The sequence below is a fragment of the Methylocystis borbori genome (assembly GCF_036576025.1).
GTDB classification, from domain to species: domain Bacteria; phylum Pseudomonadota; class Alphaproteobacteria; order Rhizobiales; family Beijerinckiaceae; genus Methylocystis; species Methylocystis borbori.
In genome coordinates this window covers 1-20,412 of sequence record NZ_JAZHYN010000032.1, presented here as the reverse complement: position 1 = coordinate 20,412, position 20,412 = coordinate 1, and the positions used below count along the sequence as shown (strand labels likewise).

20 protein-coding genes are annotated in these 20,412 nt (G+C 63.9%); 10 read left to right on the top strand and 10 right to left on the bottom strand.

What is annotated here, in order from left to right:
- Positions 1–3: 3 nt before the first annotated feature.
- The 3 genes from fumC to V3H18_RS11315 all read right to left on the bottom strand — a co-directional run bounded on the left by fumC (position 4) and on the right by V3H18_RS11315 (position 2,610).
- On the bottom strand, positions 4–1,401 hold the full coding sequence (gene fumC / locus V3H18_RS11325) for a class II fumarate hydratase (protein WP_332082155.1): 1,398 nt from the start codon (positions 1,399–1,401) through the stop codon (positions 4–6).
- Between the two features lie 64 nt (positions 1,402–1,465).
- Positions 1,466–2,038 carry a sigma-70 family RNA polymerase sigma factor gene (locus V3H18_RS11320; RefSeq protein WP_332082154.1) on the bottom strand — a complete coding sequence of 191 codons (573 nt, stop codon included), beginning with the start codon at positions 2,036–2,038 and terminating at the stop codon, positions 1,466–1,468.
- Complete coding sequence (locus V3H18_RS11315) at positions 2,035–2,610, bottom strand: NepR family anti-sigma factor (protein ID WP_332082153.1); 576 nt, start codon at positions 2,608–2,610, stop codon at positions 2,035–2,037. The genes V3H18_RS11320 and V3H18_RS11315 overlap by 4 nt, the downstream gene beginning before the upstream one ends.
- On the opposite strand from V3H18_RS11315, the gene V3H18_RS11310 reads away from it, so the two are divergent.
- Both V3H18_RS11310 and V3H18_RS11305 read left to right on the top strand, forming a co-directional pair.
- Positions 2,609–3,424, top strand: coding sequence for a response regulator (locus tag V3H18_RS11310; protein WP_332082152.1), 816 nt, complete (start codon positions 2,609–2,611; stop codon positions 3,422–3,424). The genes V3H18_RS11315 and V3H18_RS11310 overlap by 2 nt on opposite strands.
- A 149-nt stretch (positions 3,425–3,573) precedes the next feature.
- The gene (locus V3H18_RS11305) at positions 3,574–3,852 is read left to right on the top strand and encodes a con-10 family general stress protein (RefSeq protein WP_332082151.1); all 279 of its coding nucleotides are present in this window, start codon (positions 3,574–3,576) and stop codon (positions 3,850–3,852) included.
- 131 nt (positions 3,853–3,983) lie between these two features.
- Here V3H18_RS11305 and ptsN read toward each other — a convergent pair whose 3' ends face one another.
- From ptsN to leuD, 5 genes are all read right to left on the bottom strand, one after another.
- The gene (gene ptsN / locus V3H18_RS11300) at positions 3,984–4,448 is read right to left on the bottom strand and encodes a PTS IIA-like nitrogen regulatory protein PtsN (protein ID WP_332082150.1); all 465 of its coding nucleotides are present in this window, start codon (positions 4,446–4,448) and stop codon (positions 3,984–3,986) included.
- A gap of 166 nt (positions 4,449–4,614) precedes the next feature.
- Entirely contained in the window at positions 4,615–5,205 is a 591-nt protein-coding gene (hpf, locus tag V3H18_RS11295; RefSeq protein ID WP_332082149.1) for a ribosome hibernation-promoting factor, HPF/YfiA family, read from the bottom strand.
- Positions 5,206–5,575: 370 nt separating this feature from the next.
- On the bottom strand, positions 5,576–7,138 hold the full coding sequence (rpoN, locus tag V3H18_RS11290; protein ID WP_332082148.1) for an RNA polymerase factor sigma-54: 1,563 nt from the start codon (positions 7,136–7,138) through the stop codon (positions 5,576–5,578).
- 143 nt (positions 7,139–7,281) lie between these two features.
- Entirely contained in the window at positions 7,282–8,262 is a 981-nt protein-coding gene (gene lptB, locus V3H18_RS11285; protein WP_332082147.1) for an LPS export ABC transporter ATP-binding protein, read from the bottom strand.
- Between the two features lie 197 nt (positions 8,263–8,459).
- The gene (leuD, locus tag V3H18_RS11280) at positions 8,460–9,065 is read right to left on the bottom strand and encodes a 3-isopropylmalate dehydratase small subunit (protein ID WP_332082146.1); all 606 of its coding nucleotides are present in this window, start codon (positions 9,063–9,065) and stop codon (positions 8,460–8,462) included.
- A 189-nt stretch (positions 9,066–9,254) separates the two neighbouring features.
- Between leuD and V3H18_RS11275 the strand changes: the two genes are divergently transcribed.
- From V3H18_RS11275 to V3H18_RS11265, 3 genes are all read left to right on the top strand, one after another.
- Positions 9,255–9,896, top strand: coding sequence for a Crp/Fnr family transcriptional regulator (locus V3H18_RS11275; protein ID WP_332082145.1), 642 nt, complete (start codon positions 9,255–9,257; stop codon positions 9,894–9,896).
- Between the two features lie 169 nt (positions 9,897–10,065).
- Positions 10,066–12,000, top strand: a complete 1,935-nt coding sequence (gene acs / locus V3H18_RS11270; protein ID WP_332082144.1) for an acetate--CoA ligase — start codon at positions 10,066–10,068, stop codon at positions 11,998–12,000.
- 42 nt (positions 12,001–12,042) lie between these two features.
- Positions 12,043–12,627 (top strand): hypothetical protein, encoded by a 585-nt coding sequence (locus tag V3H18_RS11265; RefSeq protein WP_332082143.1) that lies wholly within the window; start codon positions 12,043–12,045, stop codon positions 12,625–12,627.
- Positions 12,628–12,676: 49 nt separating this feature from the next.
- On the opposite strand, the gene V3H18_RS11260 is transcribed toward V3H18_RS11265, so the two are convergent.
- Entirely contained in the window at positions 12,677–13,258 is a 582-nt protein-coding gene (locus V3H18_RS11260) for a nucleoside deaminase (RefSeq protein ID WP_332082142.1), read from the bottom strand.
- A gap of 332 nt (positions 13,259–13,590) precedes the next feature.
- On the opposite strand from V3H18_RS11260, the gene fabD reads away from it, so the two are divergent.
- Positions 13,591–14,538: an ACP S-malonyltransferase gene (gene fabD, locus V3H18_RS11255; protein WP_332082140.1), complete on the top strand. Its 948-nt coding sequence runs from the start codon at positions 13,591–13,593 to the stop codon at positions 14,536–14,538.
- Positions 14,539–14,593: 55 nt separating this feature from the next.
- On the opposite strand, the gene V3H18_RS11250 is transcribed toward fabD, so the two are convergent.
- A complete protein-coding gene (locus V3H18_RS11250; RefSeq protein WP_332082139.1) occupies positions 14,594–15,361 on the bottom strand; it encodes an outer membrane protein in 768 nt (255 codons plus the stop codon).
- A gap of 451 nt (positions 15,362–15,812) precedes the next feature.
- On the opposite strand from V3H18_RS11250, the gene fabG reads away from it, so the two are divergent.
- From fabG to mltG, 4 genes are all read left to right on the top strand, one after another.
- The gene (fabG, locus tag V3H18_RS11245; RefSeq protein WP_332082138.1) at positions 15,813–16,550 is read left to right on the top strand and encodes a 3-oxoacyl-[acyl-carrier-protein] reductase; all 738 of its coding nucleotides are present in this window, start codon (positions 15,813–15,815) and stop codon (positions 16,548–16,550) included.
- A 308-nt stretch (positions 16,551–16,858) separates the two neighbouring features.
- The gene (locus tag V3H18_RS11240; protein WP_014891668.1) at positions 16,859–17,098 is read left to right on the top strand and encodes an acyl carrier protein; all 240 of its coding nucleotides are present in this window, start codon (positions 16,859–16,861) and stop codon (positions 17,096–17,098) included.
- A gap of 101 nt (positions 17,099–17,199) precedes the next feature.
- On the top strand, positions 17,200–18,462 hold the full coding sequence (gene fabF, locus V3H18_RS11235; RefSeq protein WP_332082136.1) for a beta-ketoacyl-ACP synthase II: 1,263 nt from the start codon (positions 17,200–17,202) through the stop codon (positions 18,460–18,462).
- Between the two features lie 133 nt (positions 18,463–18,595).
- Positions 18,596–20,412, top strand: a 1,817-nt coding sequence (gene mltG, locus V3H18_RS11230; RefSeq protein ID WP_332082135.1) for an endolytic transglycosylase MltG, incomplete at its 3' end; no start/stop codon positions are given.

Genomic DNA, 20,412 nt, shown 5'->3' with positions numbered 1-20,412 from the left:
TGCTCACTCGCTCGGCGAAATCATCTTTTCCGGCCGCACGATCTCGTCGAATTCGGCTTCGCTCACCTTGCCCGAGGCGAGCGCCTCCTCCTTCAGGCTCGTGCCGTTATGATGCGCGGCGCGGGCGATCTTCGAGGCCGCGTCATAGCCGATCTTGGGCGCGAGCGCCGTGACGAGCATCAGCGAGCGGTCGAGGAAGCGCTTGATGTTCGCCTCGTCCGCCTCGATGCCGTCGACGCAGCGCTTGACGAAACTGTCGATCCCATCGGCGAGCAGGATCGTCGACTCGAGCAGCGCGAAGCCGACAACGGGCTTCAGCACATTGAGTTCGAGATGGCCCTGCGACGCGGCGAAAGTGATCGTGGCGTTATTGCCGAAGACGCGCGTGCAGACCATGGTAAGCGATTCGACCTGCGTCGGATTGACCTTGCCTGGCATGATCGAGGAGCCCGGCTCGTTTTCGGGAAGCCTCAATTCCCCGAAGCCAGCGCGCGGACCCGAGCCAAGCAGGCGGATGTCGCAAGCGATCTTGTAAAGGCCCGACGCCAGCGCATTAAGCGCGCCATGCACGAAGACGATCGCGTCATGCGCCGCGAGCGCCTCGAATTTATTCGGCGCCGTCACGAAGGGCAGGCCCGTCTGCCCGGCGATATTGGCGGCGACCTCTTCGCCAAATCCCTTGAAGGTGTTGACGCCGGTGCCGACCGCCGTGCCGCCCTGCGCGAGCTGCAGCAGATCGGCAAGGCTGGTATGGATGCGGCGCGCGGCGAATTCCGCTTGCGCGGCGTAGCCGGAAAATTCCTGGCCGAGCGTCACCGGCGTCGCGTCCTGCAAATGGGTGCGGCCGATCTTGATGATATGGGCGAACTTCTCCGCCTTGGCGCTCAGCGCGATATGCAAACGCTCGACGGCGGGAAGAAGTCTGCCCGAAATCGTCAGCGCGCCGGCGATATGAATCGCGGTCGGAAAACTGTCGTTCGAGGACTGGCCGAGATTGACGTGATCGTTCGGATGCACCGGCGCTTTCGAGCCGCGCGGCGCGCCGAGCGTCTCATTAGCGCGATTGGCGATCACCTCATTGACGTTCATATTCGTCTGCGTGCCGGAGCCGGTTTGCCAGACGACGAGCGGGAAATGTTCGTCGAGCTTGCCGTCGATGACTTCCTGCGCGGCGGCGGCGATGGCGTCGGCGATCTCCGGCTTCAGCAGGCCTTTCTTGGCGTTGACCTTGGCGGCGGCAAGCTTGATGCGCGCCAGCGCATGCACGATCTCGATCGGCATGCGATCGCCGCCGATGGGAAAATTCTCATGCGAACGCTGGGTCTGCGCGCCCCAATAGGCCCAGGCGGGCACGGCGATGTCGCCAAAGGAGTCGCGTTCGATTCTGATATCTTCGGTCATCGTCTCCGCTCGCATGGACAGGCGTTCTTCACGCGCCTCCCTATGCGGCATTTCCGACTTCCGTTCAATCGCGCGACGCCTCGGTGAGGCGCATGGCGGCGCCCCATTCGCGCGTCTCGCGCGTCGAGGGCGGCGCGGACATCAGCTCGGAAAGACGATTGCGCGCGCGATTGACGCGGCTCTTCATCGTGCCCGGCGCGCAGCCGCAGATTTCGGCGGCCTCTTCATAGGACAGTCCCGACGCTGCGACGAGAATCAGCGCCTCGCGCTGATCGAGCGGCAGCTTCTGCAGCGCGTCGCGGAAGTCGAGAAAATCCATATGGGCGTTTTGCGACTCGGGCGCGACGAGCCGCGCGGCGATCGCGCCGTCGGGATCTGGCGCCTCTCGGCGACGCTTGCGATATTCGCTGTAATAGATGTTGCGCAGGATGGTGAAGAGCCAGGCGGTGAGATTGGTGCCTTCCGAAAAGGAGGCGAGGCTTCCCCAGGCTTTGACCAGCGTCTCTTGAACGAGATCATCGGCGCGATCCGAATTGCCGCAGATCGACACCGCGAAGGCGCGCAGGCTGGGAATAGCTGCAATGAGCTCAGCCTTTAACGTCTGTCCTTCCGATTGTCCCGCTTCTTTCTGCGTCACTCGCTCTTCCCCGGCGCTCGCACTGTCGCCAGAGAAGATAGCATATTCGTCTCGAGTTGGTTCAGAAGATTAAGGAACCTATCCGGCACGGGCTGGGCCACGACGTCGTCGTAGAGATTGCGCAATTCCTTGCCGATCGGGTCCTGAAATTCGACTTGACGCTTCTTTGGGACCGGTTTCGTCGCGGCGCGGGGCGCGCCGCCATCCCGGCGATCGCCGCAGAATTCGTCCCGACTCATCATTACGCCTGCAAATGCTTCCAATTTACGCGGACCCGGTCTTGGGGAATATCGGGCGCCGCTGGGGAAAGCGTCATCCTCCGCTTTCGCGCGCGCAACTATATTCTCCGGATTTTTGTTCCCCATGGAGCCCTCTGTTCGTAAATGCATGATTCCTGTAGCCGCCGCGATCCGGCGCGATATAGTGCGCCGCAAGGACGATAGGCAAAACGCGCCGCTGGTTGATTGGTTCCCTAAAACCCCGTGCAGTTTTGACGCATCGCCTTCAATTCGAGATAAATGCGTCTGCCCACAACATTTTTTGGGCGCCGACGCGCCCGGAGTCGCCGCCATGTCGGTATCGCAAGACGTGTTAGCCCATATTCCCTATTTGCGACGCTTCGCACGCGCTTTGGTCGGCGATCGCGAGGGCGGCGACGCCTATGTGCTCGCCACGCTCGAAACGGTGGTCGCGGAGCCGGAGCGAATCGCCGACGCCGAGGATGTGCGGGTCGCGGTCTATCAACTCTTTCTCGACGTTTGGGCGACGTCGCCGATTAACGCCGAAATCGACCGCTCGGGCGAGCCGACCGAAGACGGGCGGCGCAATCTCGACGCGATCTCGCTGAAGCCGCGCATCGCCTTTCTGCTACATGCGCTCGAAGGCTTCGACACCGAGCAGATCGGCAGTGCGCTGCATGTCACCGAGCGCGACGCGCAGGCGCTCATCGAGACGGCCAATGGCGAAATCGCCGATCAGATCGCGACCGACGTGCTCATCATCGAAGATGAGCCGCTGATCGCCCTCGACCTGAAGGCCGTGGTCGAAGAGCTGGGCCACCGAGTCGTCGCCATGCCCCGCACCCACACGGAGGCGGTCGCCGCCATCGCGGACGCCCGCCCAGGCCTGATCCTCGCCGACATTCAGCTCGCCGACGGCAGCTCCGGCCTCGAGGCAGTAAACGAAATTCTGAACTCCTTGTCGACTCCGGTGATCTTCGTGACCGCCTATCCGGAACGATTCCTGACTGGCGAGCCGCCAGAGCCGGCCTTTTTGATCGCCAAACCCTTCAATGTTGAAAGCCTCAAGGCGGTCATCAGCCAGGCGCTCTTCTTCGACCGGCGGGCCGGCCGCAAGGAAAATGGCGCGGCGCGCGCTGGCGCTTGACGGATCTCATTGCGGAAAAAGAGTTTTTTTGCGCCCCTCCGGGCGCCGGCCCCTCGCCGAAAAATAAAAATTAAACCGGTTCCAGAAACAATAGCCGCGCTTGCGAGTTATAACAGCATGGGCTCTGGGGCGACTTTTGAGAGGCGGCCATGGAGGAAATGAGGAAATCGAGCCGCGGCTTCGCGTCGATGGACCCCGAAAAGCAACGGGCGATCGCGCGTAAGGGCGGAAAGAGCGTGCCTGACGAAAAACGCAGCTTCTCGCAAAATCCCGATCTTGCGGCCCGAGCCGGGCGCAAGGGAGGACAGAGCGTGAATCCGGCGAAACGCAGCTTCTCGCGCGACCATACGCTGGCCTCAGAGGCCGGCCGCAAAGGCGGCCATGCCTCTCATGGCGGCGGCGCCCAGAAGCGGGCCGCGCCGCTCTAAGGAGCGGCGCGGCGTAAAGACGCGCCTAGAGCAAGTTCAAATACCGCATTTTTGCGACGAGAACCTGCTCCAGCATTTTGATTTTCGACGATTCCCGATCGATCACATATTTCGCGTGATCAGGGAGCGCGCTAGGCGGCATGGGGTTTGGAGCGCTGCGCGATGAGCGAATAAAGCGCGCTGTCGTCGCGCGTCGCGCGCAGCGTCGCGACGAGGCCGGCGTCCCGGAGCATGCGCGCCGCGCAGGCCAGCGCCTTCAGATGGTCGGCGCCCGAGGTTTCGGGCGTGAGGATCATGAAGACGAGGTCTACCGGCGCGCCGTCGAGCGCGGCGAAGTCGACCGGGCGCTCTAGACGGGCGAACACGCCATAGATTCCCTTTAATTTAGCGAGCTTTCCATGTGGAATGGCGATTCCCTCGCCAATGCCCGTGGAGCCCAGGCGCTCGCGATGCAGCAGGGCGTCAAAGATTTCCCGCGCCGCCACGCCGCAGATTTTCGCGGCCTTTTCGCTCAATTCCTGCAGAAGCTGCTTTTTCGTCGCGGCCTTCAGCGAGGCGCAGACGGACTCCGGCGAAATCAAATCGGTTGGCCGCATGCGACGATCATCCCGTTTTCATCTCTGGAGGGTCCGGCGCGCCCTCGCGCCTCGCCCTTCCATGAAATTTCACCGTCTCGCGTTTTCGCCAAATTCAAAGGACATACGAAAATCGCAAGATATATGCCGAGGAAGCCATCATTATGGCCGCCCCGCGACGAATTCGTTAGCCCGCCTTGGCCTCGGAATCCGGCGTGTCGATCCAGCCGATATTGTCGTCGCCCCGCCGGTAGACGACATTGACGCGTCCGGTATTGACATGGCGGAAGACGACCACCGGCGCGCCGGTAAGATCGAGATCGAGCACCGCCGCCGAAACGGAGAGCCGCCGCAGCCGCGTCGTCGATTCGGCGATGATCGCCGGACTGAACTCCGCGGGCGCCTCGTTTTCCTGGTCGGGCGCCTGCAGCACCTGATAGGCGACGACCTCCGCCTGAGCGCCGCCGTCGCCCGGCGCATGCTCGTGATGGCTCTTGAGCCGGCTTTTATAGCGGCGCAAGCGCTTTTCGAGGCGCTCGGCGGCCTGCTCGAAACAGGCGTATGGATCCTGCGCCCGCCCATCGGCCTGCAGCACGATGCCGGAGGTGAGATGCAGGCTGCAATCGGCGCGATAGCCGGAGCCCTCGGGCGAGATGGTGACATGGCCGCTTACGCCGCCGTCGAAATATTTCGCCGCGGCCGACTCCAGCCGCTGCGCGACATGCGTGCGCAGGGCTTCGCCGATGTTGATGTTCTTGCCGGAGACCCTCAAAGACATTGCCTATCCCGAAAGTTTTCGTCGCGAGGCGCCGCTTTTGCGCGCCGACAGGGACTGACGCCTCCGCGAAGTTTCGCCAAAGGCGGCCGTCAAACCGAGCCGTCGAATATCGCTTCTTCCCGCTCTTTACAGCATTTTCCGCCCAGGCGGCCCTCGATTCGGCGTAGAAAATGCGTCAATCCGAGAACATAGCGCCTCTTCGCGAATCGTCGAATCGAGGTTCGACCTTCCGCCTAAGGCGTCGGCGATTCGCCGACAATTTCGCCAGGCCCCGGAATTTCGGGGCAGCGTTAGAAGCCTATGCCGGGGAAGTCAATGGCGCCCATCGGCCGCCCCGAAAGTTTTGGCGCGGACTCCCGGAAGCCAATTATCAGTGGGTCGTCGCGCGGGCCTGCGCCACCTTGGCGCGGCGCCGGTCGACGGAGGAAGGGATGCGCAGGCTGTCGCGATATTTCGCCACCGTGCGGCGCGCAATGTCGATGTCGCTCGCCTTGAGCCGCTCGACGATCGCGTCGTCGGACAGAATGTCGTCGGGCGTCTCGCGGTCGATCATCTGCTTGATGCGGAAGCGCACCGCCTCGGCCGAATGGGCCGCCCCGCCGCTCGTCGTGGCGATGGAGGCGGAGAAGAAATATTTCAATTCGAAAACGCCGCGCGGCGTCATCATATATTTGTTGGAGGTGACGCGCGAAACGGTCGATTCATGCATGCCGATCGCGTCGGCGACAGTGCGCAGATTCAAGGGCCGCAAATGCTCGACGCCATGGGCGAGAAAGGCGTCCTGCAGCCGCACGATTTCGGAGGCGACCTTGAGAATGGTGCGCGCGCGCTGCTCCAGGCTCTTCGTCAGCCAATTGGCGTTTTGCAGGCACGTCGAAATGAAGCTCTTATCGGCGGCGCCGGTGGCGACGGCGCTCACCTTCGCCGCGTAGCTGTGATTGACCAGGACGCGCGGCAGGGCGTCGGCGTTCAACTCCACATGCCAGCCGCCGTCCGCCGCCGGGCGCACGATGACGTCGGCGACGAGCGGCTGGATCGGCGCGCCGCCGAAGGCGCGACCGGGCTTGGGCTCCAACCGTCGCAGCTCCGCCGCCATGTCGGCGACATCCTCCTCGTCGACGCCGCAGAGCTTGGCGAGCTGCGCCAGGTCGCGGCGGGCGACGAGCGGCAGATTGGCGATGAAAATCTGCATCGCCGGATCGTAGCGGTCGCGCTCCTTGAGCTGGATCGCGAGACATTCGGCGAGGTCGCGGGCGCCGACGCCCGAGGGATCGAAAGTCTGGATCGTCGCCAGAACGCCTTCCGCCTCCTTTGGATCGGCCTCGAGGCGCGCGGCGATCTCGGCCAGATCTTCGCGCAGATAGCCGCTCTCGTCGATCGAATCGATGATCGCCTGTCCGATGATGCGCAAGCGCGGGTCCGGGCAGGCGAGCGCAAGCTGTTCGGCGAGATGCTCATGCAGGCTCGGCCGCTGGGCGACATAAGCTTCGAGATTGGGGGCCTCGCCGTCGACGCCGCCGCCCGCCGCGCCGGTCCAGGAGGTGGCCGAAAGACCGGCCCCTTCCTGCGTCTCGTCGCGCGTCGGCGACGCGCTCACGGGCTCGGCCGCCTCGAAGCCGTTGCTCATATCGGCGTCGAGATCGGCGACGAGCGCGGCTTGATCGACGACGAGTTCGCTGCGCGCCCAGTCGCCCTCCTGGGGCGCGTCGAAGGAGTCGAGGAGAATTTCGCTTTCTCCCGCCGCGCGGGCCTCGTCGATCGGCCCGGCGTCGCTTTCCTGCGCCTCGAGCAGGGGGTTGCGCTCCAGTTCGTCATGCAGAAAGGCGGAAAGCTCCAAATTCGAAAATTGCAGCAGCTTGATCGCCTGCAGCAACTGGGGCGTCATGACCAGAGCTTGGCCCTGACGCATCATTAATTTGGTGGACATCGCCATTTTGCCGACTCGCACGCGCCGTTCGGCCGCCTTTGCGGCCCGGTTTTTGCTTGGAAAGCTTATAACATGGCGGCGCGACTTTTGCAGGCTAAAACTTGCGGCGCCGCAGCGAGAGAAACGCCCAAGGGTTAATCACCCGCTCGCTACATGCGGAAGTCTTCCCCAAGATAGATGCGGCGCACGTCGGGATTGGCGACGATCTCCTCGGGCGGGCCCTCTGTCAGCACATGGCCGTTGTAGATGATGTAGGCGCGGTCGGTGAGGCCGAGCGTCTCGCGCACGCTGTGGTCGGTGATAAGCACGCCGATGCCGCGCGCTTTGAGCTGGCGCACCAAATCCTGAATGCCGCCGACCGCGATCGGGTCGATGCCGGCGAAAGGCTCGTCGAGCAGCATGAAGGACGGATGGCCGGCCAGCGCCCTGGCGATCTCGCAGCGCCGCCTTTCGCCGCCCGACAGCGCCACGGCGGGCGTCTGCCGCATGCGGGTCAGGCGGAATTCGTCGAGGAGCGTCTCGAGCTCCTCCTCGCGCTTCTTCGGATCAGGCTGGGTGATTTCGAGCACCGCGCGAATATTGTCCTCGACGGAAAGACCACGAAAAACAGAAGCTTCCTGAGGCAGATAGCCGATGCCGAGCCGCGCGCGCCGATACATTGGCAGCGGCGTCACGTCATAGCCGTCGAGGGAGATGACGCCCTTATCGGGCTTTACCAGCCCTGTAATCATATAAAAAACAGTGGTCTTGCCGGCGCCGTTGGGGCCGAGAAGCCCGACCGCCTCGCCCCGCGCGACATGCAGGCTCACATCCTCGACGACGCGACGCGCCTTGTAGGATTTCGCGAGATTATGGACCGAAAGCAGACCCTGGCCATCGAAGCCGGGTCCTTCCCGAAAGGAGCTTCCGGGCTCGAAACGGGGCGCGTCTTCGCCCTGCGAAGCCGCCGCCCTCTCCACGAACTCGCCCGGCGCATCCTCCATGGCGCCTAAATTTTGGGCGCCAGTATCCCGCCACTGGCTCTCGGCGATCTCGTCGAGCTTCGGCGAGCGCCGCGCGCCTTCAGCGAGCCGGGCCAGCGAGTGGCCGGCGGCGCGAAAGCGCGTCGAAAGGGCGGAAAGATAGTTCAAGCGCGCTATATCCGTCGCAGGCTGGCGTCCAGAAGTTTTCTACAGGGCCTCGGGCCGCGCAGGGTCTCCCGCCGTCGCCGCTTCGAGGAAAAGGCTCTGACCCATAAGGGCCCATTCTTAATATAAGCGCCGCGGCGCCGAAGCTAAGGCGCTTTGCCGGAAACGCCCAGATCACGCCTAAGAATCACGCCTAAGAATCACGCCCAAGGACGCGACGCCGCGGCATTTTTTTCATAGGCGTCTATTTTTTCCGCCTTTTGAAGCGTCAGGCCGATGTCGTCCAATCCATTCAGAAGGCAGTGTTTGCGGAAGGGATCGATGTCGAATTTCACGACGCCCCCATCGGGGCCGCGAATCTCCTGCGCTTCGAGATCGATCGTCAGCGTGGCGTTCGCGCCGCGCGTGGCGTCGTCCATCAGCTTCTCGAGGTCGGCTGGGTCGACCTTGATCGGCAGAATGCCGTTCTTGAAGCAGTTATTATAGAAAATATCGGCGAAGCTCGTCGAAATGACGCAGCGCACGCCGAAATCGAGCAGCGCCCAGGGAGCGTGTTCGCGCGAGGAGCCGCAGCCGAAATTATCGCCCGCGACGAGAATGCTCGCCTGGCGATAGGCCGGCTTGTTGAGCACGAAATCCGGGTTATCCGAGCCATCCTCCAGATAGCGCATTTCGGAGAAAAGGCCTTTGCCGAGCCCGGTCCGCTGGATGGTTTTGAGAAATTGCTTGGGAATGATCATGTCGGTGTCGACGTTCATGATCGGGAGCGGCGCCGCGACGCCGGTGAGCTTGACGAATTTTTCCATTTTCCTCGGCCTCGCGCGAAATTGAGCCAAGGCGCTTTACCAAATCGCCCGGTCGGCCGCAAAGTGCGCGGGTTTGGAGGGCCGCTCGCTCCGGGCGAAGCCCGACCGCTCGCGACTTTTCTCCACCTCTCGCGCGGGCGCGGGGCCTTCTGCTAACATGTCAAAAACATATGCCAAGTTGCTGTTGACATGATCCTGCAATACCTGCTCCCGCCAAATTACAACTGGCACGTCGAAGCGATCGGCTATCTCGCCGCCGCGGCGAGCGTGTTCGTCTATGTGTCGAACACGATGATCCCCTTGCGTATCGGGGCGATCCTCGCCAATGCGATCTTCGCCCTTTATTTTTTTCTCAAGGGCCTTTATCCGCTCTTCGCGCTCAACGCCTTTCTGGTGCCGGTCAATGTGCTGCGGCTGCGGCAGATGCAGCGCCTCGTCGCCGACATTCGCGCCGCCGCTTCCGAGGATTTCGATTTCGAATGGCTGCGCCCCTATATGAAGCCGCTGAAGCTCTCGCAGGGCTTCACCCTGCACCGCAAAGGCGACCTGTCCGAGGAAGCCTACATCATCGTGCGCGGCGAAATTCATCTCCTCGAGCCGGATGTGACGCTCAAAGCCGGCGCGCTCTTTGGCGAGATGGGGATGTTTACGAGCGAAAACCGCCGCACCGCGACCGCCGTCGCCGCGACCGATCTCGATCTCCTTTGCATCCGCTACGACGATCTCCTGCAGCTCGCGGCGCAAAATCCGCAATTCGGCTTCTATCTGATGCGGCTTATGGTCCAGCGCATGCAGCACAATGTTCAAATCGCCAGCGCGAGAAAGCAATGAGCGCCGCCGCCTCTGGGCGTCATGCCCGCGCTTGTCGCGGGCATCCACGCGGACGTATCGGCTAAGCTTGAAAGGCTGTAATACGCTTCGCTGACCAGGGATTGCGCGGCCTCGCGGCGTGGATGGCCGGGTCAAGCCCGGCCATGACGAACTCGAAGGCGTTAGAAAAATGTCGCATAAAATCTATCCCGTCCCCGAGGATTGGAAGAAGACGGCGCGCATCGACGATGCGCGCTATCGCGCGCTCTACGAGCGTTCCGTCAAAGACCCAAAAGGCTTCTGGGGCGAGCAGGCGCTGCGCATCGACTGGATATCTCCTTTCACCAAGGTGAAACATACGAGTTTCGATACGCATAACGTCTCGATCAGATGGTTCGAGGACGGGACGACCAATGTCGCGATGAATTGCGTCGACCGGCATCTGCCGGAGCGCGCGCATCGAACTGCGATCATCTGGGAAGGCGACGATCCTTCCGTCTCGCGTCACATCACTTATGGCGAATTGCATGAAGCGGTTTGTCGCTTCGCCAATGTGCTCAAGAAACACGGCGTCAAGAAAGGCGACCGCGTCACCATCTATCTGCCCATGATCCCCGAGGCCGCCTTCGCCATGCTCGCCTGCGCGCGCATCGGCGCCGTTCACTCGGTGGTCTTCGGCGGCTTCTCGCCCGATGCGCTCGCCGGCCGCATAGAGGACGCGCAATCGGAGGTGATCGTCACCGCCGACGAAGGACTTCGCGGCGGGAAGAAAATTCCGCTCAAGGCCAATGTCGACGCGGCGCTCGACAAGACGCCGGCGAAAACGGTGATCGTCGTCACGCGCACGGGCGCGGAGATCGACATGCAGCCCGGACGCGACTTCCGCTATGAGGAAGAAGCCGCGCGCGTTCACGCCGATTGTCCCTATGCGGAGATGGACGCCGAAGACCCGCTCTTCATCCTTTACACGTCGGGCTCGACCGGCAAGCCCAAGGGCGCGCTGCATACGACGGGCGGCTATCTCGTCTATGCCTCGCTCACCCATGAACTCGTCTTCGATTATCGCGACGGCGACGTCTATTGGTGCACGGCGGACGTCGGCTGGGTGACCGGCCACAGCTATATCATCTACGGCCCGCTCGCCAATGGCGCGACGACGCTGATGTTCGAAGGCGTGCCGAATTATCCGAGCGTGTCGCGCTTCTGGGAGATCGTCGACAAGCATAAGGTCAACATCTTCTACACGGCGCCGACGGCGATCCGCGCGCTGATGGCGGCGGGCGACGCGCCGGTGAAGAAGACGAGCCGCGCGTCGCTGCGCCTCCTCGGCTCCGTCGGCGAGCCGATCAATCCCGAGGCCTGGGAATGGTATCACCGCGTCGTCGGCGAGGGCCGCTGCCCCATCGTCGACACCTGGTGGCAGACGGAAACGGGCGGCGCGCTCATCACGCCCTTGCCCGGCGCGACGGATTTGAAGCCCGGCTCGGCGACGCGGCCCTTCTTCGGCGTCGTTCCCGAAATTATCGATCCGCTCGGCAATGTGCTCGAAGGCGCCTGCGAGGGGCTCCTCGTCATCGCCGATTCCTGGCCGGGCCAGATGCGCACGGTCTTCGGCGATCACGAACGTTTCGCGCAGACATACTTCACCGCCTATCCCGGCAAATATTTCACCGGCGACGGGGCGCGGCGCGACGCCGACGGCGATTACTGGATCACCGGGCGCGTCGACGACGTCATCAATGTCTCGGGTCATCGCCTTGGCACGGCGGAGGTGGAGAGCGCGCTGGTCGCCCATGAAAGAGTGTCGGAAGCCGCCGTCGTCGGCTATCCGCACGACATCAAGGGGCAGGGCATCTACGCCTATGTCACGCTCAACGCCGGCGTGACGCCGAGCGAACATTTGCGCAAGGAGCTGGCGCATTGGGTGCGCCATGAGATTGGGCCGATCGCGACGCCCGACGTTGTGCAATTCGCGCCCGGCCTGCCGAAGACGCGCTCGGGCAAAATCATGCGGCGCATTTTGCGCAAGATCGCCGAAGGCGAGTTCGGCGCGCTCGGCGACACCTCGACGCTCGCCGACCCCAGCGTGGTGGAGGAGTTGGTGCGGGAAAGGGCGGGGAAATAATTCGGCCGACGGGTTCGGCCGCGTTTCCAGAAACGTCGCGTCGTGTCTAAGATGCCGCGAAGGGCGACCAAGGGACCTGGCGAAAGGGAGTGGGGCGATGGCAAATCGAAAAATCAGCGCGGCGCTGTGCGGCGGTCTTCTGTTGATCGCAACGGCTGGAGCCGCTTCCGCCGAAAATGCGATCCCGCATGGGAAGAAGGCCAATCCGCAGGGCATCAGCGATCAGGCGGCGGCCGGCAATCTTTCGTCCTTCATGCACACCAACAAGGACGGAACCAAGACCGGCATCCCGCGCGGCAGGTCGAACAATTCAATTCCCAGAAATTAGAAGCGCCTGCCGGCGTCGCGGGCGGCCAAAGCCGCGCGAACGGGCGCAGCGGAAAGGATCAACCGATGAAAACGGTCTTCGCCTCGGCGCTCGCGATTTCGTTTGCCGTTTCGCTTGTCGCCATATCCCGGACGCCGGCGTTCGCGGAAAGTAAACAATGTGATCTCCGAAATTGGCACCGCAAGACTCAAGACGGCGCCAAATTCGAAGAGCCAAAACGACGCGCCGATCAGCACGACGCGCTCGAACAAATAAGCGGGCGCTCCGACATTCAGGCGATGAGTCCGACTTTCGTCTGAGGATTCTACTTCGCCCTCGTCGTCGGCCTTTGCCGAAGCGCCGTTAAGGCTAAGGGCTCGGCTTAATTTTATCAAACAGCGCGAGCGCCTCTGAAGCCAGCACGCCGCCAGTGATGGCGACGGTCAGAAACGGCGTATGCTCGGCGACCGCGCGGCTCGTCAGCATGATCTGCCCCAGCCGCTTCGACAATTGCTCGATCGAGGCGGCGTAAACCACGCGCCCCATGCCGCACCAGATGATCGCGCTCATGCACATGGGGCAGGGCTCGCCCGACGTATAAAGCGTCGCGCCTTTAAGCTCCTTCGCCGGATGCTCGGCGACGAAATGGCGGATCGCCATCATCTCGCCATGCGCCGTGGGGTCGTTGTTGGCGACGCCGAGATTGCGCCCTGTCGCGGCGACCTTGCCCTCGCGCACAATGAGGGCGCCAAAGGGAAAATCCCCCTTGGCCGCCTCCTCGATCGCAAGCCGCATGAAGCCCTCATCCTCAGGCAGCTGCGGCGATTTGACCGCCTTGGCGAGCGCTGGCGCGGCGCCGAACGCCAGCCCGCCGACGCCCGTTAAGAGTGACAAAGCGTCGCGACGGTCGACCCCACGCTCCCGACCGCAGCCGCATTTCTCTTCGCTCATGGCTTTTCCCGGCCCGCTCCTCATTCGCTTGCCGCCAAATTTAGCGGAGCTTGACACGGGCGGCGGCGCAATGCCACTCGCGGCGCTTCGGGAGCCGGGCCGACTCACGCCCTCATGCTAGGGAGCCTGCGAAGCAGGCGTCGCGAAGCAGGAGGGCGCGACGAGATCTCGTTTCCTCGTCCTTCAAGACGGCCCACCGATCGCGGGTTTATCCGAGATCGGCATTTGAAGCCCAAGTCTGGCAAGCCCGACTTAGGCAGGGCGTCCTCAGGACGAGGAAACCAATCGCCCGGCGCCAGAATTCAACGAAAGCGCTAGTGGAGCTGTTTGAGATGACGAAGGCTTTTATTTTTCCGGGCCAAGGCTCGCAGGCGGTCGGCATGGGCAAGGCGCTTTTCGACGCCGTCGAACCCGCCCGCGACGTCTTCGCGGAAGTGGATTCGGCCCTGTCGCAGCCGCTCTCCAAGCTCATGTTCGACGGCCCGGAAGCCGAACTCACGCTCACCGCCAACGCCCAGCCGGCGCTGATGGCGGTTTCGCTCGCCGCGATTCGCGCGCTGGAGGCCGAATGCGGGCTCGATCTTGCGCGCGACGCCGCTTTCGTCGCCGGCCATTCGCTTGGCGAATATTCGGCCCTCGCCGCCGCCGGCGCCTTGACGATCTCCGATACGGCGCGGCTGCTGCGCATTCGCGGCGACGCCATGCAGAAGGCGGTTCCGGTGGGAGAAGGCGCCATGGCGGCGCTGCTCGGCGCGGAGCTGGATCAGGCGCGCGCCATCGCCGCGGAAGCGTCGGCCGAAGCGCAGGCCATCTGCCAGGTGGCGAATGACAATGGCGGCGGACAAATCGTGCTCTCGGGCGCGAAGGCCGCCGTCGAAAAGGCGATCGACATTTCCAAAGGGAAGGGAATCAAGCGCGCGGTGCTGCTGCCCGTCTCCGCGCCCTTCCATTGCGCCTTGATGCAGCCCGCCGCCGACGCCATGCGCGAGGCGCTGGCGCATGCGTCGATCAATGCGCCTTGCGTTCCCGTCGTCGCCAATGTCACGGCGGCGCCGACGCAGGATCCCGAAGCCATTCGCCGCCTGCTTGTCGAGCAGGTCACGGGCGCAGTGCGCTGGCGCGAATGCGTCGCCTATATGGCCGATCATGGCGCGACGAAATTCGTCGAATGCGGAGCGGGCAAGGTGCTTGCGGGGCTCTTGAAGCGCATCGCGCCGCAGGCCGCCGGCATATCCGTCGGCGCGCCAGCCGATTTCGACGCCTATCGGGCCTTCGCTTAAAAAAGAAAAGGCCCGGTCGCGAGGACCGGGCCCATCCCATCGACTGTCAGGCCGATTAGTACTTGGCCAACACCGGCGCCGGAGAGCCGAAGTTGAAGTGATAGTTCACGCCCGCGCGGACCGTGTGGAAGCGCGTGCGGTTGTTGGTGCTGTTGAGGCCCCAGCCGGGGTTGAACAGCCAGCCCCAGTTGTTGTTGTTGCCGGTGCCGCTGAGCTGCGTATAGAGATACTCAGCCTTGACCGACCAGTTCGGCAGGAACATCCACTCGGCGCCGCCGCCGGCGGTCCAGCCCGTCTGCACGGCGCTGTTGTTACCGAGCAGCCAGCCATTGCGCTGCACTTCGCCATAGGCGAAGCCGCCCGTGCCGTAAACGAGCAGTTGCGGGCTGAGCAGGGTCACGCCGAGACGGCCGCGAACCGTGCCGAACCAGTTGATGCGCGCGGTGTCGACCGGGCCGCCGAAGCCGAGCAGCCAGCCGTAGTTGTTGCCGTTGCCGCCAGAGCCGATGCTCGTGCCCTGGAAGTCAGCCTCGGCGCCCGCGACGAACATGGGCGTCAACTGGAAGTTATAGCCGATCTGGCCGCCGCCGACGATGCCGGCGCGTCCGCCGCCGCCGCCGCCGCCCCAGCCCCAAACGTTGGAGGAGGAGCTGTCCTGGAAGCCGCCGCCGACGTTAAGACCGGCGTAGAATCCGGTCCACGTCATGATCGGCGGCGGGGGGATGTAAGGCGGAGGCGCCTTGTGGGAGGGGAGGTCGGCGGCGCTCGCAGCGCCGGCGAAAAGCGCCGTCGCCAGAGCCAGTGCCGAGATTGCTGTCTTCATTTCTCTATCCTTCGTTTCGAGCCAACCAATAAATTAGGCGCGCGCCTGTCCGTGACTCATGGACGTTTTTGACGCGGACCCCCAAGCACGATGGAGTGTGGTCAAATTCCTCGCGGGAAACAACAAACAGAAGGTTAAATCGGGCCTAGAATGGCCAAAAGAATTCGAGTGTTGCAGATAGGCCACAATCCATTTGAAGGAGATTTTTCGTTTACAATCAGCTTATTCCTGTCTCGAATCCGCGCCTTGCGGGTCAGCGGCGTCGACTCCCGCCTCGGCGCGCCCCGCTGGGGCGAAATCGATCCAAAAATGGCGCGCGAGGCGCCGTCATGGGAGGCCCTCTCGCAATTTTCCCGTTTCGCGTTAAACGGGACGGCGGCGCTATGAGCGCCCGCGCCGAATTCGCGAGCAAAAGAAAAAGACGCAGGCCTTCAAAGAGGAGACGCCATCAATGTTCAATCTCAACGGCAAGGCCGCGCTGGTGACCGGCGCGAGCGGCGGCATCGGCAGGGACATCGCCCGCGCGCTCCATAAGGCGGGCGCGACCGTCGCGCTGTCGGGCACGCGAAAGGAGGCGCTGGAAGCCCTCGCCGGCGAATTGGGCGCGCGCGCGCATATCCTGCCCTGCAACCTCGCCGATCGGGAGGAGACGGAAAAGCTCGCGCCGGCGGCCGAAGCGGCGATGGGCGGCCTCGACATTCTCGTCAACAACGCCGGCATCACCCGCGACATGCTGTTCATGCGCCTCAAAGACGAGGATTGGGACGCCGTCATCAACGTCAATCTCACTTCCGCCTTCCGTCTCTCCCGCGCGGTGCTGCGCGGCATGATGAAGAAGCGGTTCGGCCGGATCATCGGCATCACCTCGATCGTCGGCGTCACAGGCAATCCCGGACAGGGCAATTACGCCGCCGCCAAGGCGGGCATGATCGGCATGTCGAAATCGCTCGCGGCGGAAGTCGCTTCGCGCGGCGTCACGGTCAATTGCGTCGCGCCGGGCTTCATCGAGAGCCCCATGACCGACGCGCTGACCGACGCGCAAAAGGAGGCGATCCTGCGCATGGTGCCGGCGGGGCGGCTCGGCACCGGCGCGGACGTCGCCGCGGCCTGCGTCTATCTCGCCAGCGACGAGGCTTCCTACGTCACCGGCCAGACGCTGCATGTGAATGGCGGCATGGCGATGATCTGAGCGGGCGGCGATCCGGAAAGCGGCTAAGGGCCCTGTCGCATGAGCTTTCTCGGGCCGCATGTCCGCGGGCGCCCCCTCTCGCCATGGCCGGGGAAGTATGCTACCAGAGCCTCGCCGCTGAGGGGCGGCCTCGCCGCGTTTATCGACCCTGGGCCAAGCCGCTTTGCGTCTTGCGCGCCTAAAAAAAGGGGCGCCGGCGAGCGATCAAGAGTTTTAGGGGGACGTGGCGATCTTGGGCGGGCCGCAAAGGCATGCCCGGCGACGCCATAGCGGTGCGAACACCAACAGCCAAGTAGGGACTGAAACAGATGAGCGATGTCGCCGAGCGCGTGAAAAAGATTGTTGTCGAGCATCTCGGCGTCGAAGCCGACAAGGTCGTCGACAAAGCCAATTTCATCGACGATCTGGGAGCCGACTCGCTCGACACGGTCGAATTGGTCATGGCCTTCGAGGAAGAGTTCGGCGTTGAGATTCCCGACGACGCCGCCGAGACGATCCTCACCGTCGGCGACGCCGTGAAATTCCTTGAAAAGGCCAAAGCGGCCTAAAGGTCCAGGAATATCGAGCCGCGGCGCGGCGGAGCCTTAAAGGCTTCGCGGCCGTCGCGTCTTTTTTAACGTCGACCAAAAAAGTTTCGAGAGCCTCAATCATGCGCAGGGTGGTCGTCACCGGTCTGGGCGTCGTGTCGCCGCTGGGCTGTGGCGTGGAGACGAATTGGCGGCGTCTCGTCGCGGGAGAATGCGGTTTTAAGCGCATCGACACATTCGAGGTCGCGGACCTCGCCTGTCAGGTCGCGGCGGTGGTGCCGCGCGGCGACGGAAGCGACGGCTCCTTCAACCCCGACGACTGGTTCGACCCCAAGGAACAGCGCAAGGTCGACGATTTCATCATCTACGGCGCCAGCGCGGCGACGCAGGCCCTGAAAGACGCCGGCTGGACCGCCGACACGCCGGAAAAACAGGAAACGACCGGCGTTTTGATCGGCTCCGGCATCGGCGGCCTCGGCGGCATTTACGAGACCTCCGTCACCTTGAGGGAGAAGGGCCCGCGCCGCGTTTCGCCTTTCTTCGTCTCCGGCCGCATCATCAATCTCGCCGGCGGCTACGTATCGATCATGCACGGCCTCAAGGGCCCGAATAATGCGGTGGTGACGGCCTGCGCGACGGGCACCCACGCCATTGGCGACGCGGCGCGCATCATTGCGGTGGGCGACGCCGAGGTGATGGTCGCGGGCGGCGCCGAGTCGCCGGTCAACCGTATCGGCGTCGCGGGCTTCGCCGCCTGCCGCGCGCTCTCCACCGGCTTCAACGACCGGCCGGAAGCCGCCTCGCGCCCCTATGACAAGGACCGCGACGGCTTCGTCCTCGGCGAAGGCGCCGGCTGCGTCGTGCTCGAAGAATATGAGCACGCCAAGGCGCGCGGCGCGAAAATCTACGCCGAGCTCATCGGCTACGGCATGTCGGGCGACGCCTATCACATCACCGCGCCGTCTCCCGACGGCGACGGCGCTTACCGATGCATGAAGGCGGCGTTGAAGCGCGCGGGCGTTTCGGTGTCGGACATCGACTATGTCAACGCTCATGGCACGTCGACGCCGCTTGGCGACGAAATCGAACTCAAGGCCGTCGAACGGCTTTTGGGAAACGCCGAGCCGAGACTCTCCATGTCGTCGACGAAATCGGCGATCGGCCATCTGCTCGGCGCGGCGGGCGCAGTGGAGGCGATCTATTCGATCCTCGCGATGCAGAGCAATGTCGCGCCGCCGACCCGCAATCTCGACAATCCTTCCGTCGAGACCACGATCGACCTCGTGCCGCATGAAGCGCGCCAACGGGAGATCGATATCGTCCTCTCGAATTCCTTCGGCTTTGGCGGCACCAACGCTTCGCTGGTTTTCCGCCGCGCCTCCTGAGCGCGCCTTGGCGCCTTGTTCCTGAATTCGCCATAATGGCGCATAGTGATAAGTCTCCTGGCGACGAGTCTTCGGGCCGGGGCGCCCAGGGCAGGGTTATGGCCGTTCCGGCCGGTTCGATTGGCGTGATGCGATGAGCGAAGCGGACGAAAAGAACGGCGCGCCGGAAAAAGACGCCGACGTTACGGCGGCGGCGTCCGCGACGAATGAAGCGTTGGCGTCCAAAGGCGCGCCGCCGCAGCCGCCCGAGCCCCCCGTCGCGGCGCCCGCCCCAGCCCCTAAGAGCGCGGGGGAAACGAGCAATTCGCTCTTTGGACGGCGCGCGAGTTCGCAAGGCGCCGGCAAGCCTCCGCCGGCGCGAACCGCGCCGCCGCCCAAGAAAAAAAAGAAGCGCCGCGACGGCACGCTTTCGCTCGTCAGTGGGTTTCTCAGCTTCCTGCTGGTCGTCTTGGTCGCCAGCGTCTTTGGCGTCATCGCCGCTTTGCATAAGCTCAAGGAGCCCGGCCCGCTCGCGGCGGATAAGGTCGTCTATATTCCGCCCCGCAGCGATTTTCTCGAAATCATCTCGCAGCTCGACCGTGAAGGCGTCATCGCCAATCCGACGCTGATGCAATTGGCGACGGTGATCGAGGGCAAATTCGGCAAGCTGAAACCCGGCGAATACGCCTTCAAGAAAAACATCAGCCTGCGCGACGTGATCGACGAGATCGCCTCCGGCCGCCAGGTCATGCACAGCCTCACCATTCCCGAAGGCCTGACGAGCGAACAAATCGTCGAGCGCCTCAAGGAGGAGGCCCTGCTCACGGGCGTCGTGACCGACACGCCGAAGGAAGGGGCGCTGCTGCCCGAGACCTACAAATATCCGCGCGGATTCCCGCGCGCCCGCCTGCTGACGAAAATGCAGGAGGACCAACGCAAGCTTCTCGACTCGATCTGGGCGAAGCGTTCGCCCGACCTGCCGCTGCGCACGCCCTATGAACTCGTTACCCTCGCCTCCATCGTCGAGAAGGAGACGGGCAAGGAAGAGGAGCGTCCGCGCGTCGCGGCGGTCTTCGTCAACCGGCTGCGCAAGGGCATGCGGCTCCAGTCCGATCCGACCATCATCTACGGGCTTGTCGGCGGCAAGGCGACGCTGGGTAGGTCCATCCTGCGGTCCGAAATCGACAAATGGACGCCCTATAACACTTACGCCATCGACGGCCTGCCGCCCGGCCCCATCGCCAATCCCGGCCGCGCGGCGCTCGAGGCGGTGGCGCGGCCGGCTTCGACGCGCGATCTCTATTTCGTCGCCGACGGCACGGGCGGCCATGTCTTCTCCGAATCGCTCGACCAGCATTCGCGCAACGTGCAGAACTGGCGGAAAATCGAGAAGGAAAAGAACGACGCCGGCGTCGACCGCGGAACGCCCGGCCTCCCGGCGCCGGCCGCGCCCAAGACCGACAAGCGCAGCGAGGCGCCGATTGGACGCCTCGTGCTTCTCTCCCAGAGACATGAAGACTATCCGCCCGGCCGCGCAATGGTCCCCGACGACGGCGCGACCCATCGTCTCGGCAAATTCGGACCGGCGGAAGCGGATTTCTTCCTTGGCGGCTATGGCGACCGCGCAGGCGCCATGGCGCGGAGTTATGCGAAGCTGCGTCCCGCGCGGCCCTTTTTCACCGAGGATTCGGCGCAACCCCCCGCCCGGGCGGCCTTCGACGTCGCCGTCTTCGCGGTAAGGCCCGAGCCTGACGAGGCGGAAAGCGAGGAGGGCGGAGAACTCAACGCCGACATGACCACCACCCGCGACACCGGCCAAGAACCCTCAGACATCGCCGCCTATCCCGTCTCCGCCGCGCGCCGCGCCGAGCAGAGGGCGCGGGCGGCGCGGCTGGGGCTTTCGCCGGGCTCCGACGAATTGCCCAATGACGCGCTCGCCGGCGGCGCGCCGGAAGAGGCGGCGCTTCCGCC